15 protein-coding genes are annotated in these 23,774 nt (G+C 64.2%); 9 read left to right on the top strand and 6 right to left on the bottom strand.

The window, feature by feature from the left end; all coding sequences use genetic code 11:
- Positions 1-173 precede the first annotated feature (173 nt).
- Positions 174-1,502: a cell envelope integrity protein CreD gene (gene creD / locus NY023_RS01675; protein WP_013970530.1), complete on the top strand. Its 1,329-nt coding sequence runs from the start codon at positions 174-176 to the stop codon at positions 1,500-1,502.
- A gap of 165 nt (positions 1,503-1,667) precedes the next feature.
- On the opposite strand, the gene NY023_RS01680 is transcribed toward creD, so the two are convergent.
- From NY023_RS01680 to aceE, 5 genes are all read right to left on the bottom strand, one after another.
- A complete protein-coding gene (locus tag NY023_RS01680; RefSeq protein ID WP_013970531.1) occupies positions 1,668-2,291 on the bottom strand; it encodes a glutathione S-transferase in 624 nt (207 codons plus the stop codon).
- 3 nt (positions 2,292-2,294) lie between these two features.
- Positions 2,295-2,963, bottom strand: coding sequence for a peptide-methionine (S)-S-oxide reductase MsrA (gene msrA / locus NY023_RS01685; protein ID WP_003257532.1), 669 nt, complete (start codon positions 2,961-2,963; stop codon positions 2,295-2,297).
- A gap of 166 nt (positions 2,964-3,129) precedes the next feature.
- A complete protein-coding gene (locus tag NY023_RS01690) occupies positions 3,130-5,820 on the bottom strand; it encodes a putative bifunctional diguanylate cyclase/phosphodiesterase (RefSeq protein ID WP_023660611.1) in 2,691 nt (896 codons plus the stop codon).
- Positions 5,821-6,179: 359 nt separating this feature from the next.
- Entirely contained in the window at positions 6,180-7,820 is a 1,641-nt protein-coding gene (aceF, locus tag NY023_RS01695; RefSeq protein WP_013970534.1) for a dihydrolipoyllysine-residue acetyltransferase, read from the bottom strand.
- A gap of 13 nt (positions 7,821-7,833) precedes the next feature.
- Complete coding sequence (gene aceE, locus NY023_RS01700) at positions 7,834-10,479, bottom strand: pyruvate dehydrogenase (acetyl-transferring), homodimeric type (RefSeq protein ID WP_003258640.1); 2,646 nt, start codon at positions 10,477-10,479, stop codon at positions 7,834-7,836.
- Between the two features lie 383 nt (positions 10,480-10,862).
- On the opposite strand from aceE, the gene glnE reads away from it, so the two are divergent.
- From glnE to NY023_RS01740, 8 genes are all read left to right on the top strand, one after another.
- Complete coding sequence (gene glnE, locus NY023_RS01705; protein WP_013970535.1) at positions 10,863-13,796, top strand: bifunctional [glutamate--ammonia ligase]-adenylyl-L-tyrosine phosphorylase/[glutamate--ammonia-ligase] adenylyltransferase; 2,934 nt, start codon at positions 10,863-10,865, stop codon at positions 13,794-13,796.
- A gap of 223 nt (positions 13,797-14,019) precedes the next feature.
- Positions 14,020-15,069, top strand: a complete 1,050-nt coding sequence (waaF, locus tag NY023_RS01710; RefSeq protein WP_013970536.1) for a lipopolysaccharide heptosyltransferase II — start codon at positions 14,020-14,022, stop codon at positions 15,067-15,069.
- On the top strand, positions 15,070-16,128 hold the full coding sequence (gene waaC, locus NY023_RS01715; protein ID WP_013970537.1) for a lipopolysaccharide heptosyltransferase I: 1,059 nt from the start codon (positions 15,070-15,072) through the stop codon (positions 16,126-16,128).
- Complete coding sequence (locus NY023_RS01720; RefSeq protein ID WP_013970538.1) at positions 16,128-17,252, top strand: glycosyltransferase family 4 protein; 1,125 nt, start codon at positions 16,128-16,130, stop codon at positions 17,250-17,252. The genes waaC and NY023_RS01720 overlap by 1 nt, the downstream gene beginning before the upstream one ends.
- Positions 17,249-18,055, top strand: a complete 807-nt coding sequence (gene rfaP, locus NY023_RS01725) for a lipopolysaccharide core heptose(I) kinase RfaP (RefSeq protein WP_013970539.1) — start codon at positions 17,249-17,251, stop codon at positions 18,053-18,055. The genes NY023_RS01720 and rfaP overlap by 4 nt, the downstream gene beginning before the upstream one ends.
- Entirely contained in the window at positions 18,055-18,789 is a 735-nt protein-coding gene (locus NY023_RS01730) for a lipopolysaccharide kinase InaA family protein (RefSeq protein WP_013970540.1), read from the top strand. The genes rfaP and NY023_RS01730 overlap by 1 nt, the downstream gene beginning before the upstream one ends.
- Positions 18,786-19,538 (top strand): lipopolysaccharide kinase InaA family protein, encoded by a 753-nt coding sequence (locus NY023_RS01735; RefSeq protein ID WP_003258637.1) that lies wholly within the window; start codon positions 18,786-18,788, stop codon positions 19,536-19,538. The genes NY023_RS01730 and NY023_RS01735 overlap by 4 nt, the downstream gene beginning before the upstream one ends.
- Complete coding sequence (locus NY023_RS01740; protein WP_013970541.1) at positions 19,538-20,980, top strand: lipopolysaccharide kinase InaA family protein; 1,443 nt, start codon at positions 19,538-19,540, stop codon at positions 20,978-20,980. The genes NY023_RS01735 and NY023_RS01740 overlap by 1 nt, the downstream gene beginning before the upstream one ends.
- Here the strand turns inward: NY023_RS01740 and NY023_RS01745 are convergent.
- Positions 20,941-23,760 (bottom strand): dermonecrotic toxin domain-containing protein, encoded by a 2,820-nt coding sequence (locus NY023_RS01745; protein ID WP_013970542.1) that lies wholly within the window; start codon positions 23,758-23,760, stop codon positions 20,941-20,943. The genes NY023_RS01740 and NY023_RS01745 overlap by 40 nt on opposite strands.
- Positions 23,761-23,774 lie beyond the last annotated feature (14 nt).

Here is a 23,774-nt window from a genome sequence, read left to right on the forward strand (position 1 = left end):
CGCAGCCCATCGCGACACAAGGCCGCTCCTACAAGAGCGCGCGTCCTCCTGTAGGAGCGGCCTTGTGTCGCGATGGGCCGCAAAGCGGCCCCAAAAACACACAATCTCCACACCATCTCCCCGAGGCCTCCACGCAAGGCGCAGACACTGCGCCCACTGCCACAGGAGGCCCCATGAACAAGACCCTCGGTTTCAAACTCGGCATGATCGCCGTATTGATCTTGCTGCTGCTCGTCCCGCTACTGCTGATCAGCGGCCTGATCGGTGAACGCCAGGCCCTGCGCGACAGTGTGCTGCGCGATATCGCCCAGAGCGCCAGCTTCGATCAGCAACTCAGTGGCCCGCTGCTGGTGGTGCCCTACCGCAAGTACCAGCGCCGCTGGATCGAAAAGGACGGCGAGCGCACCCAGGAAACCAGCACCATTGCCGGCCACCTGTACTTCCTGCCGGAAACCTTCGCCGCCGACCTGGGCGTGGACACCGAACTGCGCGCCCGTGGCATCTACCAGGCCCGGCTGTTCCACGCCAAGGGCCGTATCAGTGGCCGCTTCAAGCTCCCGGAACGCTGGGGCATCGACAAGGATTTCGACGACTACCGCTTCGACAAGCCGTTCCTGGTGGTGGGTATCAGCGATATCCGCGGCATCGAGAACGGCCTTGAGCTGAGCATCGGCGAGCAGAAAGTACCGTTCGAAGCCGGTACCCGGCTCGACTGGATGCGCGGCGGCGTGCACGCCAGCCTGCCGGGGCTGGACGGCCTGCAGGCGCGTGAATTCAGCTATGGTTTCGATCTCGCACTGCAAGGCACCGGCCAGCTGCACGTAGTGCCGGTGGGCCGCACCAGTGCCGTGGACCTGCGTGCCAACTGGCCGCACCCAAGCTTCGTCGGCAACTACCTGCCCAGTCGCCGCGATATCGACGCCCACGGCTTCAGTGCCCACTGGCAGACCTCGTTCTTTGCCACCAACCTCGAAGACGCCCTGCGCCAGTGCGCCACCGCCGGGCAGTGTGCGGACTTCAGCGAGCGCAGCTTCGGTGTCAGCTTCGTCGACCCGGTGGACCAGTACCTGAAGAGCGAGCGGGCGATCAAGTACGCCTTGCTGTTCATCGCCCTGACCTTCGCCGGCTTCTTCCTGTTCGAAGTGCTTAAGAACCTCAGCGTACACCCGGTGCAGTACATCCTGGTGGGGGTGGCGCTGGCTTTCTTCTACCTGCTGTTGCTGTCGTTGTCCGAGCACATCGGCTTTGGTTTGGCGTATGGGTTGTCAGCTTCGGCGTGTGTGCTGCTGATCGGCTTCTACCTGGGCCATGTGCTGCGCAGCCTGGGGCGTGGGGTGGGCTTTGCGGTGGGGTTGGCGACGTTGTATGCGCTGCTCTACGGGCTGCTGAGTGCCGAGGACTATGCGCTGTTGATGGGCTCGTTGCTGTGCTTTGGCCTGCTGGGGGTATTCATGGTGCTGACCCGGCGGCTGGATTGGGCCCGGGTGGGGAGGGTGGCATGAGGGAGGACAGAGAGATCGGGCGGTGGTTGGCTCTCAGAATCGGGCAGCTGTTTCCTTTGATACCGAGGTAAGGCCTTCGCGGGTGAACCCGCTCCCACAGGTACGGCGCACATTTCGAACCTGGCGCTATTCCTGTGGGAGCGGGCATGCCCGCGAAGAGGCCCTTCAGGCCACCGGAGAGGTTGCGACCATCGACGGCCGCTTGACCACCTCGGCATACCACGCAGCCAAGCCAGGCTGGTGCTCACGCCAGCCAAACTCGGGCTGGCGCAAATCCAGATACCCCAGCGCACAGGCCACGCCAATCGCTGCCAGGTCGAACCCGGACATCAACTCGGGCAAATGCTCCTGCTCCAGATTGGCCAGGCTACGGCGGATCTTGTCGCCCTGTGCCTGCAGCCAACCATCCCAGCGCTTGTCTACAGGGCGCAGGAAACTCTCGTAGCGGCTCGACACCGCCGCATCCATGATGGCATCGGCCTGCGACACCAGCGTCATGCGCCGCCAGCGTGCCGAGCCTTCGCGCGGCAGCAGCGGCAGGCCGACGTGCTGCAGGTCGAGGTACTCGCAGATCACCCGGCTGTCATGCAGCACGGTGCCGTCTTCCAGGCGCAGGGCCGGGATCTTGCCGATCGGGTTGTCCTGGTTGAGCTGTGGGTCGCCGCTGACCGGGCTGATGTTCACCGGCTGCAGCTGCACGCGCTCAAGTTGGCCGGTCTCGTGCAACACCACCATGACCTTGCGCACGAAAGGCGACAACGGCGAGTGGAACAGAGTCATCGTGCTCATGCTTCAGTTACCCTGCAGGCTCGGTGGCAGGCACACGCCGGTACCGCCGATACCGCAGTAGCCGTCCGGGTTCTTGGCCAGGTACTGCTGGTGGTAGGCCTCGGCGAAGTACACGGTCGGTGCCTGGTCGATTTCGGTGGTGATCTCACCGAAGCCGGCCTTGCTCAGTTCGGCCTGGAAGGCGTCGCGGCTGGCCTTGGCCTGTTCCAGCTGCTCAGGGCTGGTGCAGTAGATGGCCGAGCGGTACTGGGTGCCGATGTCGTTGCCCTGGCGCATGCCCTGGGTCGGGTTGTGCAGTTCCCAGAACATCGCCAGCAACTCGCGGTAGCTGACTCTGTCCTTGTCGAACACCACCAGCACCACTTCGGTGTGGCCGGTCAGGCCCGAGCACACTTCCTCGTAGGTGGGGTGGGGGGTGAAGCCGCCTGCGTAGCCGACCACTGTGCTGACCACGCCTTCACGCTGCCAGAAGCGGCGCTCGGCGCCCCAGAAGCAACCCAGGCCGAAGATGGCGAAGTCGATGGCGCCTTCGAAGAATGGGCCGAGCAGCGGCGTGTCTTTGAACACGTAGTGGAACTCGGGCAGGCTCATTGGCGTTTCGCGGCCAGGCAGGGCCTGTTCCGCGGTTGGCATGACGTTTTTGTTCACCAGGATTTCCGAACGCAGGACCATGGCCGTTCCTCTGTAGATCTTTGAGATGGGGGCTGGGGGCATTCGCGGGTAAACCCGCTCCCACAGGTCCTGCACAGATTTCGAATATTGTGATGTACCTGTGGGAGCGGGTTCACCCGCGAAGGGGCCCGTATGGGCTCTATAGTGCCCGAGGTTTGCGCGGCTGTCAGGCCACCGGACCACGCGGATAGCGCTTCAGCCGTTCAGCCAGCTCGCGCCCCGGAATCGGCCGGTCGAACAGGTAGCCCTGGCCCACGTCGCAGCGGTGCCGACGCAGGAACGCCAGCTGCTCCGGTGTCTCTATACCCTCGGCCACCACCTTCAGCTTGAGGTTGTGAGCCATGGCTACCACCGCCGAGGTGATTTCCATGTCGTCCTGGTTGTCCGGGATCTCGTTGATGAAGCTGCGGTCGATCTTGAGGATGTCGATCGGAAACTTCTTCAGGTAGCTCAGCGACGAATAACCGGTGCCGAAATCGTCCATGGCCAGGGTCAGGCCCAGGGCCTTCAGTTCATCCAGCTGGCGGTGGGTATCTTCGGTGGCCTCCAGCAGCAGGCCTTCGGTCAGCTCCAGCTCCAGCAGGTGCGGGGGCAAGGCTTCTTCCTCAAGGATCGTGCTGATCGATGCCACCAGGTCCGGGTCGGAGAACTGCTTGGGGGACAGGTTGATGGCCACATGCAGGTTGCCCATGCCGGCTTCGCGCAGTTGCTGGCTCATGCGGCACGACTGGCGCACCACCCATTTGCCGATGGGGATGATCAGGCCGGTTTCTTCCGCCACGCTGATGAACTGGTCCGGGCGGATCATGCCGCGTTCGGGGTGGTTCCAGCGCAGCAGTGCTTCCAGCCCCAGCAGGCGGCCGCTGCGCAGGCACAGCTTGGGCTGGTAGAACACCTCCAGCTCGTTCTGGGTCAGGGCACGACGCAGGTTGTTCTCGACGAACAGCTTGTAGCTGGCTTCGGCATTGAGCACTTCGGTAAACACCTGCACCTGATGCTTGCCGTTGGCCTTGGCCTTGTGCAGCGCCAGGCCGGCGTTCTTCATCAGGCTGGCCGGGTCGGCGCCATGCAGTGGCGCGCAGGCCAAGCCCACCGAGGCGGTGACGTTGATCAGCTGGTTGTCGACGAACATCGGTTTGTCGAGGGTGCGCAGCAATTGCTGGGCGACGCCCTGGCCATCTTCAAGGCTTGTATCGTCGAGCAGTACGGCGAACTCGTTACTGGCAAAGCGCGCCAGGATACCGCCGGAGTGCAAGCTGTTGCGCAGGCGCCGGGCCAGGCTGATCAGCAGCTTGTCGCCGGTCTGGTGGCCGAGGCTGTCGTTGATGCGCTTGAAGTTGTCGATGTCCACCAGCAGCAGGCACATCGAGTATTCGCCATCACGGGCAAAGCGCTCGTCCAGGCTGCGAATGAACGCCGGGCGGTTGCCCAGGTTGGTCAGGTTGTCGGTGTAGGCCAGGCGCTCGATGCGCTGCTGGGCCAGCTTCGTCTGGGTGACGTCTTCGTAGATGCCGATGTAGTGGGTCAGCTCACGGTTGTCGCCATATACCTTGGAAATCGAAAGCTGCCCCCAGTAGGGTTCGAGGTTCTTGCGCCGGCTCTTGAACTCGCCCTGCCAGCTGTTACCCATGGCCAGGCTCGACGGCGAGTCGAACAGCAGCTCGCTCAGGTTCTCCAGCGCTGGCAGCTCAGCCAGGTGGCGGCCTTGCACTTCTTCGGTGCTGTACTGGGTGATGGCAGTAAAACTGGGATTGACGTATTCCACCACACCGTCGCGGTTGACCAGCAGGAAGGCGCTGGCGCTTTGCTCGACTGCGCGCTGGAACAGGTGCAGGGCGCTGGCGGCGGTGCGCCGGTTGTGGTTGGTGATGACCTGGGCGAACTGGTCGGCCAGTTCGCCGGCAAAAGCGATTTCGTCCGACTGCCAGGCCCGTGTCTGGCCGGTCTGCTCCAGGCACAGCACGCCGACAACCTGGCCATCGACACGGATACTGGCATCGAGCATGGCCTTGTTATCCGGGCACAGGCTTTGCGTCAGGGCGCGGGTCCGCGGGTCGTGGCTGGCATTGTGGGCGTCGATGGCGCGGCTGGCGTGCAACGCGTCAAGGTAGTCGGGGAAGCGGCTGGCATCGATGGCTTCGGGCTGGCGGTGTTCTTGCGCGTCCCGGTACCAGGCGATGATCGGCTCCAGGCGCTGGTCTTCAAGGTGCCAGATACTCGCAATATCGACCTTGTAGATTTCGCAGGCGCTCTGGGTAATCAGCTGGGCGGCTTCCCGCAGAGAGTTGCCTGCGCTGTAGCGCTGGCGGGCCAGGCGCAGGATCAGGTCTTGCTGGCCACGTACCCGCTCCAGGTGCTCGAGTTGTTCCTGCTGCGCGCGCTGGTTCAGTTGCAGTGCCAGTTGCAGGCGGTTGTTGCGCGATTCCAGGTCGCTGGCACCGGCCTCGCTGGTATCTTCGGCGAGGTCGTCGAGCACGCTCAGGAAGCCGCGCAACAGATGGCGGTTGTGCTGCTTGTAGGCTTCCCCAGCCTCCAGCAGGCGTAGCGAAGCAGTTGGCGTGTGCAAGGTGTAGCGCACGCGGTAGTAGCCGCGCTGGGCCAGTTGCAGCTGGATCTCGTCGTGCAGCCGGTAGCGGGCCTCGGGTTCCATCAGGCTGGCGTAGGGTGCGTCTACCAGGGCGCAGAGCTCGCCAGCGTGCAGGCCGAACTGGCGCTCGCAGGCCGGGTCGAGGTAAAGCATCGCCCAAGTGGCTTCGTTGAGCCTTTCGAAGCGCAGCATGCCGAGCCGCGAGGGCACGGGTAACTGCGTGACGACCTCGGCCGCCACACGGCTGGCGGCATCGGGTTGGCTTTTCATCGAAGACTCGCTTGAAGAGGAAACGCGGCCTTTGGGGGCGGCAGGTCTGGCAAGGTTGCATCATGTCCCGGGGGCTGGCAAGCAGCCATGCGTGATGCTGTGGACGGGTTATCGGCTGGTGGGCGGGAATCTGTAGTCTGGCTGATATTTCCGGGGCCGCTTTGCGGCCCATCGCAGGCAAGCCAGCTCCCACAGGCGATCGCGGTACCTTGTGGGAGCGGCCTTGTGTCGCGATAGGAGGGCAAAGCCCTCCCTGCTTTCTCAAGGCAAAAAAAGCCCCGCCAATCGACGGGGTTGAGGTACGAGCGTGGCAGCTCGAAAAGCATACTGCCCCTCGCAGGGAGGGGCAGCGGGCTGCCTTACAGCAGCATGGTGCGGATATCGCCCAGCACGTCGCCCAGGCGCTTGGTGAAGCGCGCGGCGGCAGCGCCGTTGATCACACGGTGATCGTAGGACAGCGACAGCGGCAGCATCAGCTTCGGCTGGAAGGCCTTGCCATCCCAGACTGGCTGCATGGTCGCCTTGGAGACGCCCAGGATCGCCACTTCCGGCGCGTTGACGATCGGCGTGAAGCCGGTGCCGCCAATGTGGCCGAGGCTGGAGATGGTGAAGCAGGCGCCTTGCATCTCGTCGGCCGACAGCTTCTTGGTGCGGGCTTTTTCGGCCAGCGCAGCCGCTTCGGCAGCCAGTTGCAGCAGGCTCTTCTGGTCGACGTTCTTGATCACAGGGACCAGCAGGCCGTCCGGGGTGTCCACGGCAAAGCCGATGTGGACGTACTTCTTGCGGATGATGGCCTTGCCGCTTGGCGCCAGCGAGCTGTTGAAGTCTGGCAGTTCCTTGAGCAGGAAGGCGCAGGCCTTGAGCAGCAGGGGCAGCACGGTCAGCTTAACGCCAGCCTTCTCGGCCACGGCCTTCTGCGCAACGCGGAAGGCTTCCAGCTCGGTGATGTCGGCGGAGTCGAACTGGGTCACGTGCGGCACGTTCAGCCAGCTGCGGTGCAGGTTGGCAGCACCGACCTGCATCAGGCGGGTCAGGGCCACTTCTTCCACTTCACCGAACTTGCTGAAGTCCACGGCAGGGATCGGCGGGATGCCGGCGCCACCGGTTGCGCCGGCGGCTGCCGGTGCTTCCTTGGCCTTCTGCATCATCGCCTTGACGTAGACCTGCACGTCTTCTTTCAGGATGCGGCCGTGCGGACCGGTCGCGGCAACCGCGCCCAGGTCGACGCCGAATTCACGGGCCAGCTGACGAACCGCCGGGCCTGCGTGAACCTTGGCGTTGCTACCGGCAGCCGGTGCGGTAGCAACCGGTGCAGGAGCAGCAGACGGGGCAGCAGCGGCAGGTGCGGCGGCCGGAGCCGCTTCAGCCTTGGCCGGGGCAGCAGCGGCAGGTGCCGGAGCAGCAGCCGGGGCAGCACCCGCGACTTTCAGCTTGAAGATCAGGTCGCCAGTGCCGACTTCGTCTTCCAGCTTGCACAGGACTTCTTCGACCACGCCGGCAGCCGGCGACGGGATTTCCATGGAGGCCTTGTCGGACTCCAGGGTAATCAGCGACTGGTCGGCTTCGACGGTGTCGCCGACCTTGACCAGCACTTCGATGATCTTGGCCTTGCCCGACGAACCGATGTCCGGCACGTGGATGTCCTGCACGCTGGCGGCAGCCGGGGCTGCTGCCGGAGCTGGGGCAGGGGCGGCTTCGGCGGCCGGAGCCGGCGCAGCGGCCTGGGCCGGAGCGGCGGCCGGAGCCTCAGGGGCCGCTGCAGCGGCGCCCTCGGCTTCCAGGACCAGCAGCTCGTCGCCTTCTTTCAGGCGGTCGCCCAGCTTGACCTTCAGTTCCTTGATGACGCCGGCTTTCGGGGCCGGGATCTCCATGGAGGCCTTGTCGGACTCCAGGGTCAGCAGGCTCTGGTCAGCCTCGATACGATCACCGACCTTGACGAACAGCTCGATGATTTCACCTTCACCGCTGCCGATGTCAGGTACGCGAATGAGTTCGCTCACTTAAAAATACTCCTCAGCAGTCCAGTGGGTTGCGCTTGTCCGGGTCGATACCGAACTTGACGATAGCGTCTGCAACAACCTTTGGTTCGATCTCGCCGCGGTCAGCCAGGGCTTCCAGGGCAGCCAGCACCACGAAGTGGCGGTCGACTTCGAAGAAGTGACGCAGCTTCTTGCGGCTGTCGCTGCGACCGTAACCGTCGGTACCCAGGACTTTGAACTCTTTGCTCGGTACCCACTGGCGAATCTGCTCGGCGAACAGCTTCATGTAGTCGGTGGAGGCGATGACCGGGCCCTTGCGACCGTTCAGGCACTGCTCGACGTAAGTCTGCTGTGGCTTCTGGCCAGGCTTCAGGCGGTTGGCGCGTTCCACGGCCAGGCCGTCGCGACGCAGTTCGTTGAAGCTGGTGACGCTCCACACGTCGGCACCGACGTTGAACTCTTCACGCAGGATCTTCGCTGCTTCGCGGACTTCGCGCAGGATGGTGCCGGAGCCCATCAGCTGTACGTGGTGCGCGGCTTCGCGGGTGTCTTCTTCCAGCAGGTACATACCTTTGATGATGCCTTCCTCGACACCGGCCGGCATGGCTGGCTGCTGGTAGGATTCGTTCATCACGGTGATGTAGTAGAAGATGTCCTGTTGCTCTTCGGTCATCTTCTTCATGCCGTCCTGGATGATCACCGCCAGCTCGTAGCCGTAGGTCGGATCGTAGGTGCGGCAGTTCGGGATGGTGCCCGCCATCATGTGGCTGTGACCGTCTTCGTGCTGCAGGCCTTCACCGTTAAGGGTGGTACGGCCGGCAGTACCGCCGATCAGGAAGCCACGGGTGCGGCTGTCGCCAGCGGCCCAGGCCAGGTCGCCAATACGCTGGAAGCCGAACATCGAGTAGAAGATGTAGAACGGCAGCATCGGCTGGTTGTGGCAGCTGTACGAGGTACCGGCAGCGATGAACGACGACATGGCGCCGGCTTCGTTGATGCCTTCCTCGAGGATCTGGCCCTTCTTGTCTTCGCGGTAGAACATCACCTGGTCTTTATCGACTGGCTCGTAGAGCTGGCCGACCGACGAGTAGATGCCCAGCTGGCGGAACATGCCTTCCATACCGAAGGTACGGGCTTCGTCCGGGATAATCGGGACGATGCGCTGGCCGATTTCCTTGTCCTTGACCAGCTGCGCCAGAATACGCACGAAGGCCATGGTGGTGGAGATTTCGCGGTCGCCCGAGCCGTCCAGGATCGCTTTCAGCGTTTCCAGTGGAGGGGTCGGTACGCTGAAGCTCTTGGCGCGGCGCTGTGGCACGAAACCACCCAGGGCAGCACGGCGCTCGGCCAGGTACTTGGCTTCGGCAGAACCTTCTTCCGGCTTGAAGAACGGCAGGTTCTCCAGGTCGGCATCCTTGACCGGGATGTCGAAGCGGTCACGGAAGTGACGCAGGCTGTCGACGTCGACCTTCTTGGTGTTGTGCGCGGTGTTCTTGGCTTCGCCGGCACCGGTACCGTAACCCTTGATGGTCTTGGCCAGGATGACGGTAGGCTGGTCCTTGTGATTGACCGCCTGGTGGTACGCCGCGTAGACCTTGTACGGGTCGTGGCCGCCACGGTTGAGCTTCCAGATCTCTTCGTCGGACAGGTCTTCGACCATGGCCTTGAGCTCTGGGGTGTTGAAGAAGTTTTCACGAACGTACGCGCCGTCTTTGGCTTTGTAGTTCTGGTACTCGCCGTCGATGACTTCGTCCATGCGGCGCTGCAGGGCACCGTTGGTGTCCTTGGCGAACAGTGGGTCCCAGAAGCGGCCCCACACGACCTTGTTGACGTTCCAGCCACCGCCACGGAACACGCCTTCGAGTTCCTGGATGATCTTGCCGTTGCCGCGAACCGGGCCGTCGAGGCGCTGCAGGTTGCAGTTGATGACGAAGATCAGGTTGTCCAGCTTCTCGCGGCCGGCCAGGGCGATTGCGCCCAGGGATTCCGGCTCGTCGCACTCGCCGTCACCCATGAAGCACCAGACCTTCTGCTTGCCGGCCGGGATGAAGCCGCGGGCTTCCAGGTACTTCATGAAACGTGCCTGGTAGATGGCCTGGATCGGGCCCAGACCCATCGAAACGGTCGGGAACTGCCAGAAATCAGGCATCAACCATGGGTGCGGGTACGAAGACAGGCCGTTGCCGTCCACTTCCTGACGGAAGTTGTTCATCTGGTCTTCGCTGATGCGGCCTTCCATGAACGCACGGGCGTAGATGCCTGGCGAAGCATGGCCCTGGAAGAAGATCAGGTCGCCGCCGTGTTCTTCGGTCGGGGCCTGGAAGAAGTAGTTGAAGCCGATGTCGTACAGGGTGGCGCTGGAGGCGAAGCTGGAGATGTGTCCGCCCAGGTCCGAGTCTTTCAGGTTGGTACGCATGACCATGGCCAGGGCGTTCCAACGCACCATCGAGCGAATGCGGCGTTCCATGAACAGGTCGCCAGGCATGCGTGCTTCGTGGGTGACAGGGATGGTGTTGCGGTATGGCGTGGTGATCGCATACGGCAGCTGGGAGCCACTACGGGTGGCCAGCTCGCCCATACGGGTCATCAGGTAATGAGCGCGGTCTTCGCCTTCTTTGTCGAGGACCGACTCCAGGGCATCCAGCCATTCCTGGGTTTCGATTGGATCGAGGTCTTGCATGGCTTGCTCCAGGGCGGAAAGGCAACCAGAATCGATTGCCTGAGATTGCGACTGGCCTTATGGGCAGACGTCGTGAATTCTTGGATTACCGGGGTGTCCTCCGGCGCCGTGTAGTTTTACTACATTTGCTTTCGCATTTCATGCTTTTACACGACACGAGTAGTAGTAAAACTACATTTGTGCGACGTTTCGTCGCATGTTGGCTTGTGAGGAAAAACGTTCATGTTGGTTGGCATTGTGTCGCGAACGGGTAATTCTTGATGTTTGTTGCCATTTTTTCGCTTCTTTCAGCTATTTCCAACTTTTGTACGACAGTCCAACCGTGGTCCGGCTTCCCCTTGGCCGCTTCTTCCCCTCTATTTCACGCCGATCAAGGATAGACCATGCGCCTACCTTTGCCGTCCGATCTGCCCGCTACCCTGCAGCCGCTGGTCGCGCGCAACCAGCAATTCATCAGCGATGCGGTGGCTACCCACCCGGAACTCGACCTCCAGGCCTGGAGCCCGCTGCACCGGCAACAGTTCGATCAGGTAGCCGCCGCCAGCGACTTCGTGCTCGGCCTGGTCCGGCGCGAGCCGGCCATGCTGTTCGGCCTGCTGGCCAGTGGCGAGCTGGATCGGCGTTACGCCGCGGGTGAACTGCGCGGGCACATCGCTGCAGCCGCCCAGGCGGCGCAGAGCGAGGACGAGCTGGCGCGCAACCTGCGCCGCGAGCGCAACCGCCAACAGCTGCGCATCATCTGGCGCGACATCACCCGCCAGGCCGCGCTGGGCGAAACCTGCCGCGACCTGTCCGACCTGGCCGACGCCGCCATCGACGAAGCCTACCAATGGCTGTACCCGCGCCACTGCCAGCAGTTCGGCACGCCTGTCGGCAACCGCAGCGGCCAGCCGCAGCACATGGTGGTGCTGGGCATGGGCAAGCTGGGTGCAGTGGAGCTGAACCTGTCGTCGGACATCGACCTGATCTTCGCCTTCCCCGAAGGCGGCGAAACCGAAGGGGTGAAGCGCTCGCTGGACAACCAGGAGTTCTTCACCCGCCTGGGCCAGCGCCTGATCAAGGCGCTGGACCCGGTCACCGTCGACGGTTTCGTGTTCCGCGTCGACATGCGCCTGCGCCCGTATGGTTCGGCCGGCGCGCTGGTGCTCAGCTTCAATGCCCTGGAGCAGTACTACCAGGACCAGGGCCGTGACTGGGAACGCTACGCGATGATCAAGGCGCGGGTTGTGGCCGGCGACCAGGCGACCGGGGCACAGTTGCAGGAGATGCTGCGGCCGTTCGTGTACCGCCGCTACCTGGACTTTTCCGCGATCGAAGCGCTGCGCACCATGAAGCAGCTGATCCAGCAGGAAGTGCGGCGCAAGGGCATGGCCGACAACATCAAGCTGGGTGCCGGTGGCATTCGCGAGGTGGAATTCATCGCCCAGGCTTTCCAGCTGATCCACGGCGGGCGCGACCTCAGCCTGCAACAGCGGCCGCTGCTTAAAGTGCTGGCCACCCTCGAGGGCCAGGGCTACCTGCCGCCAGCCGTGGTCACCGAGCTGCGCGAGGGTTATGAGTTCCTGCGTTATACCGAACACGCCATCCAGGCCATCGCCGACCGCCAGACGCAGATGCTGCCGGACAACGAGATCGATCAGGCGCGGGTGGCCTACATGCTTGGCTATGCCGACTGGCAAAGCTTCCATGACCAGCTGACGCACTGGCGTGGCCGTATTGACTGGCACTTCCGCCAAGTGATCGCCGACCCGGATGATGAAGACGGCGAGGGCGAGCTGGTGGTGGGGGGGGAATGGTCACCGCTGTGGGAGCAGGCACAGGATGAAGATGCGGCTGGCCGTCAGCTGCAAGAGGCCGGTTTCCGGCAGCCTGCCGAAGCCCTGCGGCGCCTGGCCGCGCTGCGCTCCAGCCCGCAGTTGCGTTCGATGCAGCGGATTGGCCGTGAGCGCCTGGACGCCTTTATCCCACGGTTGCTGGCTCAGGCTGTGGAACATGACAACCCCGACCTGGTGCTCGAGCGCGTGCTGCCGCTGGTCGAGGCCGTGGCACGGCGTTCCGCCTACCTGGTGCTGCTCACCGAAAACCCCGGGGCCTTGCGCCGCTTGCTGACACTGTGCGCCGCCAGCCCGTGGATTGCCGAGCAGATTGCCCGCTACCCGCTGCTGCTCGACGAGCTACTTAACGAAGGCCGCCTGTTCAGCCCGCCACTGGCGCCGGAGCTGGCCAGCGAACTGCGCGAGCGCCTGACGCGCATCCCCGAGGACGACCTGGAACAGCAAATGGAGGCGCTGCGCCACTTCAAGCTGGCCCACAGCCTGCGCGTGGCCGCTTCGGAAATCAGCGGCAACCTGCCGCTGATGAAAGTCAGCGACTACCTGACCTGGCTGGCCGAGGCCATCCTCGACCAGGTACTGGCCCTCGCCTGGCGCCAGACCGTGACCCGCCACGGCCAGCCCAAGCGCAGCGACGGCAGCCTGTGCGACCCGGGCTTCATCATCATCGGCTACGGCAAGGTAGGTGGCCTGGAGCTGGGCCACGGCTCGGACCTGGACCTGGTATTCATCCATGACGGCGACCCGCAGGCGGAAACCGACGGCGCCAAGCCGATCGACAGTGCGCAGTTCTTCACGCGCCTCGGCCAGCGCATCATTCACCTGCTGACCACCCAGACCAACTCGGGCCAGCTGTATGACGTGGACATGCGCCTGCGCCCGTCGGGTGCCTCGGGTCTGCTGGTGAGCTCGCTGGGAGCGTTCGAGCGCTATCAGCAGAACGAGGCCTGGACCTGGGAGCACCAGGCCCTTGTGCGGGCCCGGGTGCTGGTGGGCTGCAAGCAGGTGGGCACGGCGTTCGAAGGTGTGCGCGCCAAGGTGTTGGGCCAGGCCCGCGACCTGGAAAAACTGCGCAGCGAAGTGAGCGAAATGCGCGCCAAGATGCGCGACAACCTCGGCACCAAGGCCACCGCTGCCGGTACCGCGGCCAACGCCTTCGAGGCCGGTGTACCGTTCGATATCAAGCAGGATGCCGGCGGTATCGTCGATATCGAATTTATGGTGCAATACGCCGCTTTGGCCTGGTCCCACGACCACCCGGCCATACTCCGATGGACCGATAACATCCGCATTCTGGAAGAGCTGGAGCAGGCGGGTTTGATGCCGGCCAGTGACGCGGTGCTGTTGCGTGAAGTGTACAAGGCGTTCCGCTCGGCCTCGCACCGCCAGGCCCTGCAGAAGCAGGCCGGGGTTATCGATGCGGCGCAGTTTGCCGATGAACGCCGTGAGGTGCGGCGGATCTGGGGTGAATTGGGCCTTACCTGAAGGCCCCGCCAACCCTGTGGGAGCGGGTTCACCCGCGAATAAGGCCACGCGGTGCCTGGCACCGGCTTCGCCGGTGTTCGCGGGTAAACCCGCTCCCACAGGGTCTGCAATCAGCGGCGGATATGCCTGAGTGGTACACTGTCCGCCACATAGCCTGAATATAAAGAGGGGAGGCCAGGCTGTACCGCAGCCTGTAGCCTCCCCGAGCGTTTCTGGACTAAGCATGAGAATACTGATCATTGGCCCCAGCTGGGTTGGCGACATGGTGATGGCGCAGACCCTGTTCCAGTGCCTGAAACAGCAGCACCCCGACTGCGTGATCGATGTGCTGGCCCCCGAGTGGAGCCGGCCGATCCTCGAACGCATGCCCGAGGTCCGTCAGGCCCTGAGCTTCCCGCTCGGCCACGGCGCACTGGAACTGGCCACGCGGCGACGCATCGGCAAGTCCTTGGCCGGCCAGTACGACCAGGCCATCCTGCTGCCCAACTCGCTGAAGTCGGCGCTGGTGCCGTTCTTTGCCGGTATCCCCAAGCGCACCGGCTGGCGCGGCGAAATGCGCTTCGGCCTGCTCAACGACGTGCGCAAGCTGGACAAGGCCCGTTACCCGCTGATGATCGAGCGCTTCATGGCCCTGGCCTACGCACCCGGCGCCGAGCTGCCGCAGCCGTACCCGCGCCCCAGCCTTCAGATCGAAGCGCAAAGCCGCGACGCCGCCCTTGCCAAGTTCGGCCTGGAGCTGGACCGCCCGGTGCTGGCGCTGTGCCCCGGTGCCGAGTTCGGCGAGGCCAAGCGCTGGCCGGCCGAGCACTACGCCACCGTGGCCGATGCGATGATCCGCCAGGGCTGGCAGGTGTGGCTGTTCGGCTCGAAGAACGATCACCCGGTCGGTGAGCAGATTCGCGATCGGCTGATCCCGGGCTTGCGTGAAGAGTCGTCCAACCTGGCCGGCGAAACCTCGCTGGCCGAGGCCATCGACCTGATGTCCTGCGCCCATGCCGTGGTGTCCAACGACTCGGGCCTGATGCACGTGGCCGCCGCGCTGAACCGCCCGCTGGTGGCGGTGTACGGCTCGACCTCGCCGGGCTTCACCCCGCCGCTGGCCGAGCATGTGGAAGTGGTGCGCACCGGCATCGAGTGCAGCCCGTGCTTCGACCGCACCTGCCGCTTCGGCCACTACAACTGCCTGCGCCTGCTGGAGCCGGGCAAAGTCATCGCTGCCCTGCACAGCCTGACCGGGCCGGACCTGATCGATACCGTGGCCGAGGTCGACTAAGTGCGGGTACTGATCATCAAGACTTCGTCGCTGGGTGATGTGATCCACACCTTGCCGGCGCTTACCGATGCCGCCCAGGCCATCCCGGGCATCCGTTTCGACTGGGTGGTGGAAGAAGGCTTCGCCGAAATCCCCAGCTGGCACCCGGCGGTCGACCAGGTGATCCCGGTGGCCATTCGCCGCTGGCGCAAGAACCTCTGGCAAACCATCAAGAGCGGTGAGTGGAAGGCATTCAAGCAGCGTGTACGCGAGCGCAAGTACGACCTGGTGATCGACGCCCAGGGCCTGGTCAAGTCGGCCTGGCTGACCCGCTATGTGAAGGCGCCTGTGGCTGGCCTGGACCGCTACTCGGCCCGGGAGGGCTGGGCCAGCCGCTTCTATGACCGGCGCCTGTCGGTTGCCACCGGCCAGCATGCGGTGGAGCGGGTGCGCCAGCTGTTCGCCATGGCCCTGGCCTACGACCTGCCGGAAGGCATCGGCAACTACGGCCTCGACCTCGAGCGCCTGCAACTGCCGCCGGCCGCCCCCTATGTGGTGTTCCTGCACGGTACCACCTGGGCGACCAAGCACTGGCCCGAAGCCTACTGGCGCGAACTGGCCGAGCGCATGGGCCGGCGCAAGCTGGAAGTGCGCCTGCCGTGGGGCAACCCGGCCGAGAAGGCGCGGGCCGAGCGCATCGCCCAGGGCTTGAACAACTGCCAGGTGCTCCCCAAATTGAACCTTGCCGGCGTCGCACGCGTGTTGGCGGCGGCAAAAGCCTGTGTGGCGGTCGATACCGGCCTCGGCCACCTGGCGGCGGCACTTGATGTGCCCACCATTTCGCTGTTCGGCCCGACCAACCCGGGCCTGACCGGCGCCTACGGACGGACCCAGATTCACCAGGCCAGTGACTGGCCCTGCGCGCCCTGCCTGCAGAAGAAGTGCACCTACAAACCGAGCGCCGACGACCTGCGCCGGTTCGATCTGAAACGCGAGTGGCCGCTGTGCTTCACTCGCCTGAATCCCGAGCATGTGGCGAGCCGCTTGAGCGCGTTGCTGCTGGCTGAGGATGTCCGTTGATGCAACTGGCTTTCGTGCTTTACAAATATTTCCCCTTCGGCGGGCTGCAGCGCGACTTCATGCGCATTGCCCTGGAATGCCAGAAGCGGGGCCACCAGATCCGTGTGTACACGCTGATCTGGGAGGGTGACATTCCGCCGGGCTTCGAAGTGCTGGTGGCGCCGGTGAAGGCGATTTTCAATCACCGCCGCAACGAGAAGCTCAGCGCCTGGATGGCCGCCGACCTGGCCAAACGCCCGGTCGACCGCCTGATCGGCTTCAACAAGATGCCTGGGCTGGATGTGTACTACGCCGCCGACGGCTGCTTCGAGGACAAGGCGCAGACCCTGCGTGGCGGCCTGTACCGCCGCTGGGGCCGCTACCGGCACTTTGCCGAGTACGAACGTGCGGTGTTCGCCAAGGACGCCCATACCGAAGTGCTGATGATTTCCGAAGTGCAGCAGCCGCTGTTCATCAAGCACTACGGCACCCCGGTGGAGCGTTTCCACCTGCTGCCGCCGGGCATTTCCCAGGACCGCCGCGCGCCGGCCAATGCTGGCGAAATCCGCGCCGAGTTCCGCAAGGAATTCAACCTGGGCGATGACGACCTGCTGCTGGTGCAGATTGGCTCGGGCTTCAAGACCAAGGGCGTTGACCGCAGCCTCAAGGCCCTGGCCGCGCTGCCATCGGCCTTGCGCAAACGCACCAGGCTGATGGTGATTGGCCAGGATGACCCCAAGGTGTTCCAGCTGCAAAGCGCTACCTTGGGCCTGGGCGAGCAGGTGCAGTTCCTCAAGGGCCGCAGCGACATCCCGCGCTTCCTGCTGGGCGCCGACCTATTGATCCACCCGGCGTACAACGAAAACACCGGCACGGTGCTGCTCGAGGCACTGGTGGCCGGCCTGCCGGTGCTGGTCTCCAAGGTGTGCGGCTACGCCCACTACATTGCCGAGGCCGACAGCGGCCTGGTGCTGGACGAGCCGTTCGAGCAGGAACAGCTCAATGGCTACCTGCAGCGCATGCTCGAAGACCAGCAGGCCCGCGCCAGCTGGTCGCGCAACGGCCTGGCGTTTGCTGAAACCGCCGATCTGTACAGCATGCCGCAGCATGCCGCCGACGTGATCCTGGGGCAGGAGTCCGCATGAAGCTGATACTGGCCGAACCGTTCAAGCGCCTGTGGGCCGGGCGTGATGCCTTCGATGCCGTGGAGGCGCTGCAAGGCGAGGTCTATCGCGAACTGGAAGGGCGCCGCACGCTGCGCACCGAAGTCGCTGGCGAGGGCTTTTTCGTCAAGATCCACCGCGGCATCGGCTGGGGCGAGATCTTCAAGAACCTGCTTACCGCCAAGCTGCCGGTACTCGGCGCCGGCCAGGAGTGGCAGGCCATCCAGCGCCTGCACCAGGTTGGCGTGCCGACCATGACTGCCGTCGCCTATGGCGAGCGTGGCAGCAACCCGGCCGCGCAGCACTCGTTCATCATCACCGAAGAGCTGGCGCCGACCATCAGCCTGGAAGACTTCAGCATCGACTGGGTCAGGCAGCCGCCCGAGCCGCGCCTGAAGCGCGCGCTGATCGCCGAAGTGGCGAAGATGACCGGCGGCATGCACCGCGCCGGGGTCAACCACCGCGACTGCTACATCTGCCACTTCCTGCTGCACACCGACCGCCCGGTGACGGCGGAAGACTTCAAACTGTCGGTAATCGACCTGCACCGCGCGCAGACCCGGGCGAAAATCAGCCGCCGCTGGCGCGACAAGGACCTGGCCGCGCTGTACTTCTCGGCGCTGGACATCGGCCTGACCCAACGCGACAAGCTGCGCTTCCTGCGCGGTTACTTCCAGCGCCCGCTGCGGCAGGTCCTTAAGGATGAAGCCGCGCTGCTCGCCTGGCTGGAGCGCAAGGCGCAGAAACTCTATGACCGCAAGCAACGTTATGGGGATGCACTCTGATGGCGGGGTGGACACTGGCGCCAGGCTACCAACACCTGGCGGCGGACTTCGGCAGCCTGGAAGCGGTATTTGCCCTGCAAGGCGAGCGCCTGACCCGCGACCCGCTCAGTGAGGTGGTGCGTATCACGCGTGACGGGGTCAATTATTACGTCAAGCGCTACACCGGGGCCGGCAAGCACATGCGCCGTTACCTGGGCCGGCCGCGGATCAAGGCCGAATGGCAGAACCTCAAGCAGTTCGACAAGTGGGGCATCCCCACTGCCGAAGTGGTGGCCTGGGGCCTGGAGCGCAATGGCCTGGCCTTTGGCCGGGGGGCCATGATCACCCGCGAACTGCCGCATACCGAAGACTTGTCGGCGCTGGCCGAGCGTAACGATGCACGCCTGGCCGATCGCGCCTGGGTCGGGCATGTCAGCAGCCAGCTGGCGCGCCACACCCGGGTCATGCACCAGCACCACTTCGCCCACAACGACCTGAAATGGCGCAACTTACTGGTCGACGACCAGGGCACGCTATTCTTCATCGACTGCCCCACCGGCGATTTCTGGCGCGGCTTCATGTGGCGGCACCGGATGATCAAGGACCTGGCATGCCTGGACAAAGTGGCCAAATACCACCTGTCGGCGACCCAGCGCCTGCGTTTCTACCTGCAATATCGTGGCCGCGACCGGCTGAATGTGCGTGACAAGAAGCGCATTCGCCAGGTGGTGAGCTTTTTCGAGGGAAGGGAATGACCGATTACCTGGCCAGCGCGGACCTCGCGCTGCTCAAGCGCCATGGCCTGGACGACTTCGAGGCACTGTGGGCGCTGCAACTGGATGCCGTGGACGAACCGAACACCGGCCGCGGTGGCTGGAGCAGCGTGTACCGCCTGGAGCTCGAGGGCAAGGGCTACTACCTCAAGCGCCAGAGCGACTACCTGACCCGTACCCTGCACCGGCCATTCGGCGAGCCGACCTTCGCCCGCGAATTCCGCAACATCAGCCGTTACCAGAAACTGCAGATTCCGGCCTTGCAGGCGGTGTTCTACGGCGAGCGCAAGAAAGGCGGCACGCATCGGGCGATCCTGATGACTCGTGCTCTGGACGAATGGGCCGACCTCGACAGCTTGCTGGCCCGGTGGCCACAACTGAGCGATGCCGAACGCAATGGTGTCCTGCATGCCTGCGGCCAGCTGGCGCGCACCCTGCACAGCGCCGGCCAGGTGCATGGTTGCTTCTACCCCAAGCACATCTTCCTGCGTCAGCGCCGCGAAGGCTGGGACGCGCAACTGATCGACCTGGAGAAGACCCGACCCCTGCTGTTCGGCATGCGTGACCGCCTCAAGGACCTGGAGCCGTTGCTGCGCCGCGCACCGGTCTGGGGCGAGCGCGATGTACGTACCTTGCTGGCCAGCTACCTGGCGCAGCCTGCCGATGGCACGCTGGTCGATACCTGGCTGCAACGCCTGACGCAACGCCGTCGTGAAAAAGAGGCCCGCTGATGCGTTTGTCTGAATTGAAAGAGGCCGGGCGCAGCCCCTCGTTGCCCCTGAGCATCACCCTGGCCGATGCCGCCGGCACGGCCGACCTGCAATTGCTCAGCCTGCTGCGCGTGCTGCCGGGCCAGCGCTATGTGGGTGCCGGCGTGTGGCGCGGTACCCCGGTGCTGGCCAAGCTGCTGGTCGGTGGTAACGCTGCACGGCATTTCCAGCGCGAACTGCAAGGCGTGAAACTGCTGGCCGAGCAGGGCCTGACCACGCCGAAGCTACTGGCCGACGGCCTCAAGGAAGGCGAGGGCGGCTGGCTGCTGTTCGAATTCCTCGATGGCGCCGAAAGCCTGGCCGATGCCTGGGCGGCAGTGGAGAGCTTGCCGGTACTGGCCGACGAGCAGCACCTGGTGCTGGGCGAGGCGCTCACTGCAGTGGCGCACATGCACGCCCGGGGCCTGTGGCAGGAAGACCTGCACCTGGACAACCTGCTGCGCCACGGCGGCAAGCTGTACCTGATCGACGGCGCCGGCATCAAGGCCGAAACGCCTGGCCAGCAGCTGTCACGCCCGCGTGTGCTGGAAAACCTGGGGGTGTTCTTCGCTCAGCTCCCCAAGCGCCTGGAGCCTTTCATCGAAGAACTGCTGGTGCACTACCTGCTGGCCAACGCCGAGCATGCGCTGCCGCTGGAAGCCTTGCAGAAGCAGGTGGACAAGGTGCGCAGCTGGCGCCAGAAGGATTACCTGGAAAAGGCTGGTCGTGAATGCAGCCTGTTCAGTGTCGAGCGCAGCCTTTCGGGCTTGCGGGCAATCCGCCGCGACGAGGTCGAAGCCATGCTGCCGGTACTGGAGCAGGCCGACGCGTTGATCGACCAGGGTCACCTGTACAAGACCGGTGGTGCGGCCAGTGTGGCGCGCATCGAGGTTGGCGGCCGCACGCTGGTGCTCAAGCGCTACAACATCAAGAACACCGCGCACTGGTTCAAGCGCTTCTGGCGCCCGAGCCGGGCCTGGCATTCCTGGATCGAAGGCCATCGCCTGGAATTCCTCGACATTGCCACGCCGCGTCCACTGGCGGTGCTGGAGCAACGGGTGATGGGGCTGCGAAGCCGTGCCTACCTGGTCACCGAGTATATCGATGGCCCAGACCTGGCCGAATGCTTCGCGCCCTACGTGGATAACGGCGATGCGCCCGAGGAGCAGGTGGATGCCCTGGTGCATGTGATGCAGCAGCTGATTCGCGAGCGTATCAGCCATGGTGACTTCAAGGGCCACAACCTGTTCTGGCACAACGGCCAATGGTCGCTGATCGACCTTGACGCCATGTGCCAGCACGCCACCCAGCTCAGCTTCGCCCCGGCCTACGCCCGTGATCGGGCGCGGCTGCTGCGCAACTGGCCGAGTGGCAGTGCCTTGCATCAGCGGCTGGACCGGCTGCTGCCCAAGCTGGCCGAGTAATCCGCCGGCAGTGCCAGCCAGTCGCTGCTGCGGCCTGGCTGGCGCACGCGAATGCGCCATTGGCCGCCCTGTTGGCGCAATACTGCCCAGGCGTGGACTGCGCCCAGTGCCTTCTCGGGCAGCAGCAAATGGTATTGCCCGGCAAGCAGGTGCCGTCGAACCGGCAACTGATGGTTACCCAACTGCAAATAGAGTTGCCCCCCATCGTCGTGCAGGTCGGCGTCCCCTGCCACCGGTTCGCCCGCTAATGGTTGTTGCAGGCGTACCTCTTCCAACAGGTGGGCTATGTCAGGCAACCCGTCATGCCAAAGCACGATGGAATCGACCACCCAATTGCCGTTGCGCAGCCGTTTGATCGGCAGTTGCGCGTAGGCATCCGGCTGCCTGGGGTCGAGTACCCGCCAGCGATAGCCGTCGAAGTGGACGTTGTACAACCGCCCCTGGCTGTCGTTGACGAAGTACCGGTCCGGACCTGGCACGCTGTTGATCTGTTCGTACACTTCCTCGCCATGAACGCCGTCGATCCGGTAGCGCAGCTTGCTCACATCCACGGCCGCTTCGTGGGTATTCGGCAGTGGGCGCGGAGGTTGCGGTGGCAGGCCGCGCATCGCCCTGCGCATGAGGGGCGAACCAGCGAAACTGGACAACCCATCGGCGCTGTGGCTCAAAGCGGCCATGGCGTGGTGGAAGGTTGCTGCATAATCCTCTTTTTCCAGGGCTTCGAAGCCGTCCCACAGCGAAATCGACATACGGCCGAAGGCCAGGGCTGACATTGTCGGGGCCGGTAGCACGAGGCTGATCATGTCGAGAACCAGGCGCAGCGTCGACAGCCCGTACTCGCCGAGCAGCTCGCGGTTGCTGCGGCTGTTGGTATCGGCCTCGGCGATCATGGCGTGGACCTGGGCCTTGTAAAGGGCATCGAAGAGGTTGCCGTTGATCATTGGCCTTTGCACATATGGCCCGAGGCGGCCTTTGCGCACCAACTTGTCGAGCCGCTTGCCATCAGCCAGAGGCGCGCGCTGGATCAGGTACTTTCGCAAGGAAGGCGTGCTGCGAAGGGTTCTGAGCAGCGCCCGGGTATCGGGGTATTCACGCCATGCGCGCCGATCGGGAGCGTCCGGCGTATACAGCACCAGCGACGGCTGGTTGTCGCTCTCGGCATTGAGCAGCAGTACCCCTTGCAGCGTGTGCCCGTCGATGATCAGTTGGCGCACCGCGATACGATGCTCGTCGATGGTAGGGCGCCAATTGTTGTCGGGGTGGTCGGTGACGGCTTTGACCCAGCGATAGCCCCGCTCGTGGGTATCGTTCAGAAAGTGCCTGGCATAGCGGGCCTTGGCCGCCTCGGCGCGCATGCGGGCGCGGTTCATGTTGCCGTGGCATTGCATGCGCCAGCGCGCACCTGGAGACTCCAGCAGGTGGGTTCGCAGGTAGCGGATGTAGCCACTGCCGGCGTCTAGCTCACGCACCAGGCGCTTTACCCCTTCCGCGGATATTGATTCCAGCGTGGAACCGTCTTCGTGGTGTATTCGGGCAGTCAGCCAGTAATCGACGTCGAACCAGCCGATGTTCAACAGGGCCAGCTCGTCCAGGCGGTAGGTGGTGGTTACCAGTTCGATGGTGCCACCGACATGGCGACGGTTGGCAACGGCCACGTAACCCGAAGGTGCCAGCGGGTTGATCAGCGGGCCGGTGCGGTGTGCAAGTGTGACGGTTATGCAGACTTTTTCGGCAGGCAATTCGATGGAGAATTCGCGCCGCAGCGCCTTGCCGAGGCGTTCGCGCACCCATGCCAGCAGGTGGTGGCGATTGCCGAACGCCTCAAGGGTCAAAAGGCCGGGTGCAGCGGCCTGTGTGATGGCCCCGGCGAGCTCCTGGATCGTTTGCATGATGTGCGTCAGGCTTTGCGTGGAGCTCTGGCGCAGCCAGGCGGGCAGGTGTTTTTCCAGCAGCAGCGCATAACGGGTGGACAACGCATATTGGCTGCCCATGAGATCGGTCAGTGACTGCTGTTTGGCCAGGGTGCTTTTCAGTGCCGGTAGATTCGGGTTCTGGTCAAGCGCCCAGGCGGCGTGCCAGGCGATGGTGAGCCGTTGATGCTGCGCGTCGATCACGTCAGTGGCCTGTTGCTCGACCAGGTCGCCGGTAAACCACTCGTAGCGCAGCCGGTCGGCACACCGGACCAGTTGCTGGTCCTGCAGGCGAGGTAGCAATTGCAGCATTGGCCGGCTTTGCATGGGGTCGTCCAGGCGCTCGCACAGCTCCCTATGCAGTTCGGCCAGGTTGGCGAAGCCTTCAACGCCATGAGAAACGCTGCACAGCAGTGCCTGGCCTGTGGCTGTTGCAGGCTCGGCAACGGCCCCTTCCGGTGCTTCTGCCAACAGTACCAGCACGCCGGGTAACGGCAACCGGCCATGGGGGCTTAAACGGTTGAATACCGGCCGATAAACCTGGGCCCGGTGGGTGTCTGGCAGGTGGTTGCGCTGCCAGGGTAGCGGCAGCTCCAGGGAGGTGCGCAGCAGGCTGATGTGGCTGTAGTCCAGGGTCTGGTCGGCGAGGCGCAGTTCCAGCTCGGCCAGAAGTTGCTCATGACGCAGTTCGCGCAGTTGTCGGGCGCGGCTGTGGCCTGCTTCGACAGGGTCGTTCCAGAACGCTGCCAGGTCACCGAAAAAACGCTGACGCATGGCGGCCGGCTCCGTTTCGCCCGCCAGTTCGGGTTTGCCTTGCTCAAGGGCGATCAGTTGTTGATCGAGCGCTTCGAGGCGCTGCAAAGGTGTCATGGTAAGGCTCCTTG

Source organism: Pseudomonas sp. NBB (assembly GCF_032701105.1).
Lineage (GTDB): Bacteria > Pseudomonadota > Gammaproteobacteria > Pseudomonadales > Pseudomonadaceae > Aquipseudomonas > Aquipseudomonas asiatica.

What these genes read in the sequence shown, in the direction of transcription:
- msrA (WP_003257532.1), bottom strand. Translation starts at nt 2,963, where the DNA reads ATGGTCCTGCGTTCGGAAATCCTGGTGAACAAAAACGTCATGCCAACC.
- rfaP (WP_013970539.1), top strand. Translation starts at nt 17,249, where the DNA reads ATGAAGCTGATACTGGCCGAACCGTTCAAGCGCCTGTGGGCCGGGCGT.
- glnE (WP_013970535.1), top strand. Translation starts at nt 10,863, where the DNA reads ATGCGCCTACCTTTGCCGTCCGATCTGCCCGCTACCCTGCAGCCGCTG.
- NY023_RS01680 (WP_013970531.1), bottom strand. Translation starts at nt 2,291, where the DNA reads ATGAGCACGATGACTCTGTTCCACTCGCCGTTGTCGCCTTTCGTGCGC.
- NY023_RS01730 (WP_013970540.1), top strand. Translation starts at nt 18,055, where the DNA reads ATGGCGGGGTGGACACTGGCGCCAGGCTACCAACACCTGGCGGCGGAC.
- NY023_RS01740 (WP_013970541.1), top strand. Translation starts at nt 19,538, where the DNA reads ATGCGTTTGTCTGAATTGAAAGAGGCCGGGCGCAGCCCCTCGTTGCCC.
- NY023_RS01735 (WP_003258637.1), top strand. Translation starts at nt 18,786, where the DNA reads ATGACCGATTACCTGGCCAGCGCGGACCTCGCGCTGCTCAAGCGCCAT.
- NY023_RS01745 (WP_013970542.1), bottom strand. Translation starts at nt 23,760, where the DNA reads ATGACACCTTTGCAGCGCCTCGAAGCGCTCGATCAACAACTGATCGCC.
- NY023_RS01690 (WP_023660611.1), bottom strand. Translation starts at nt 5,820, where the DNA reads ATGAAAAGCCAACCCGATGCCGCCAGCCGTGTGGCGGCCGAGGTCGTC.
- aceE (WP_003258640.1), bottom strand. Translation starts at nt 10,479, where the DNA reads ATGCAAGACCTCGATCCAATCGAAACCCAGGAATGGCTGGATGCCCTG.
- creD (WP_013970530.1), top strand. Translation starts at nt 174, where the DNA reads ATGAACAAGACCCTCGGTTTCAAACTCGGCATGATCGCCGTATTGATC.
- NY023_RS01720 (WP_013970538.1), top strand. Translation starts at nt 16,128, where the DNA reads ATGCAACTGGCTTTCGTGCTTTACAAATATTTCCCCTTCGGCGGGCTG.
- waaF (WP_013970536.1), top strand. Translation starts at nt 14,020, where the DNA reads ATGAGAATACTGATCATTGGCCCCAGCTGGGTTGGCGACATGGTGATG.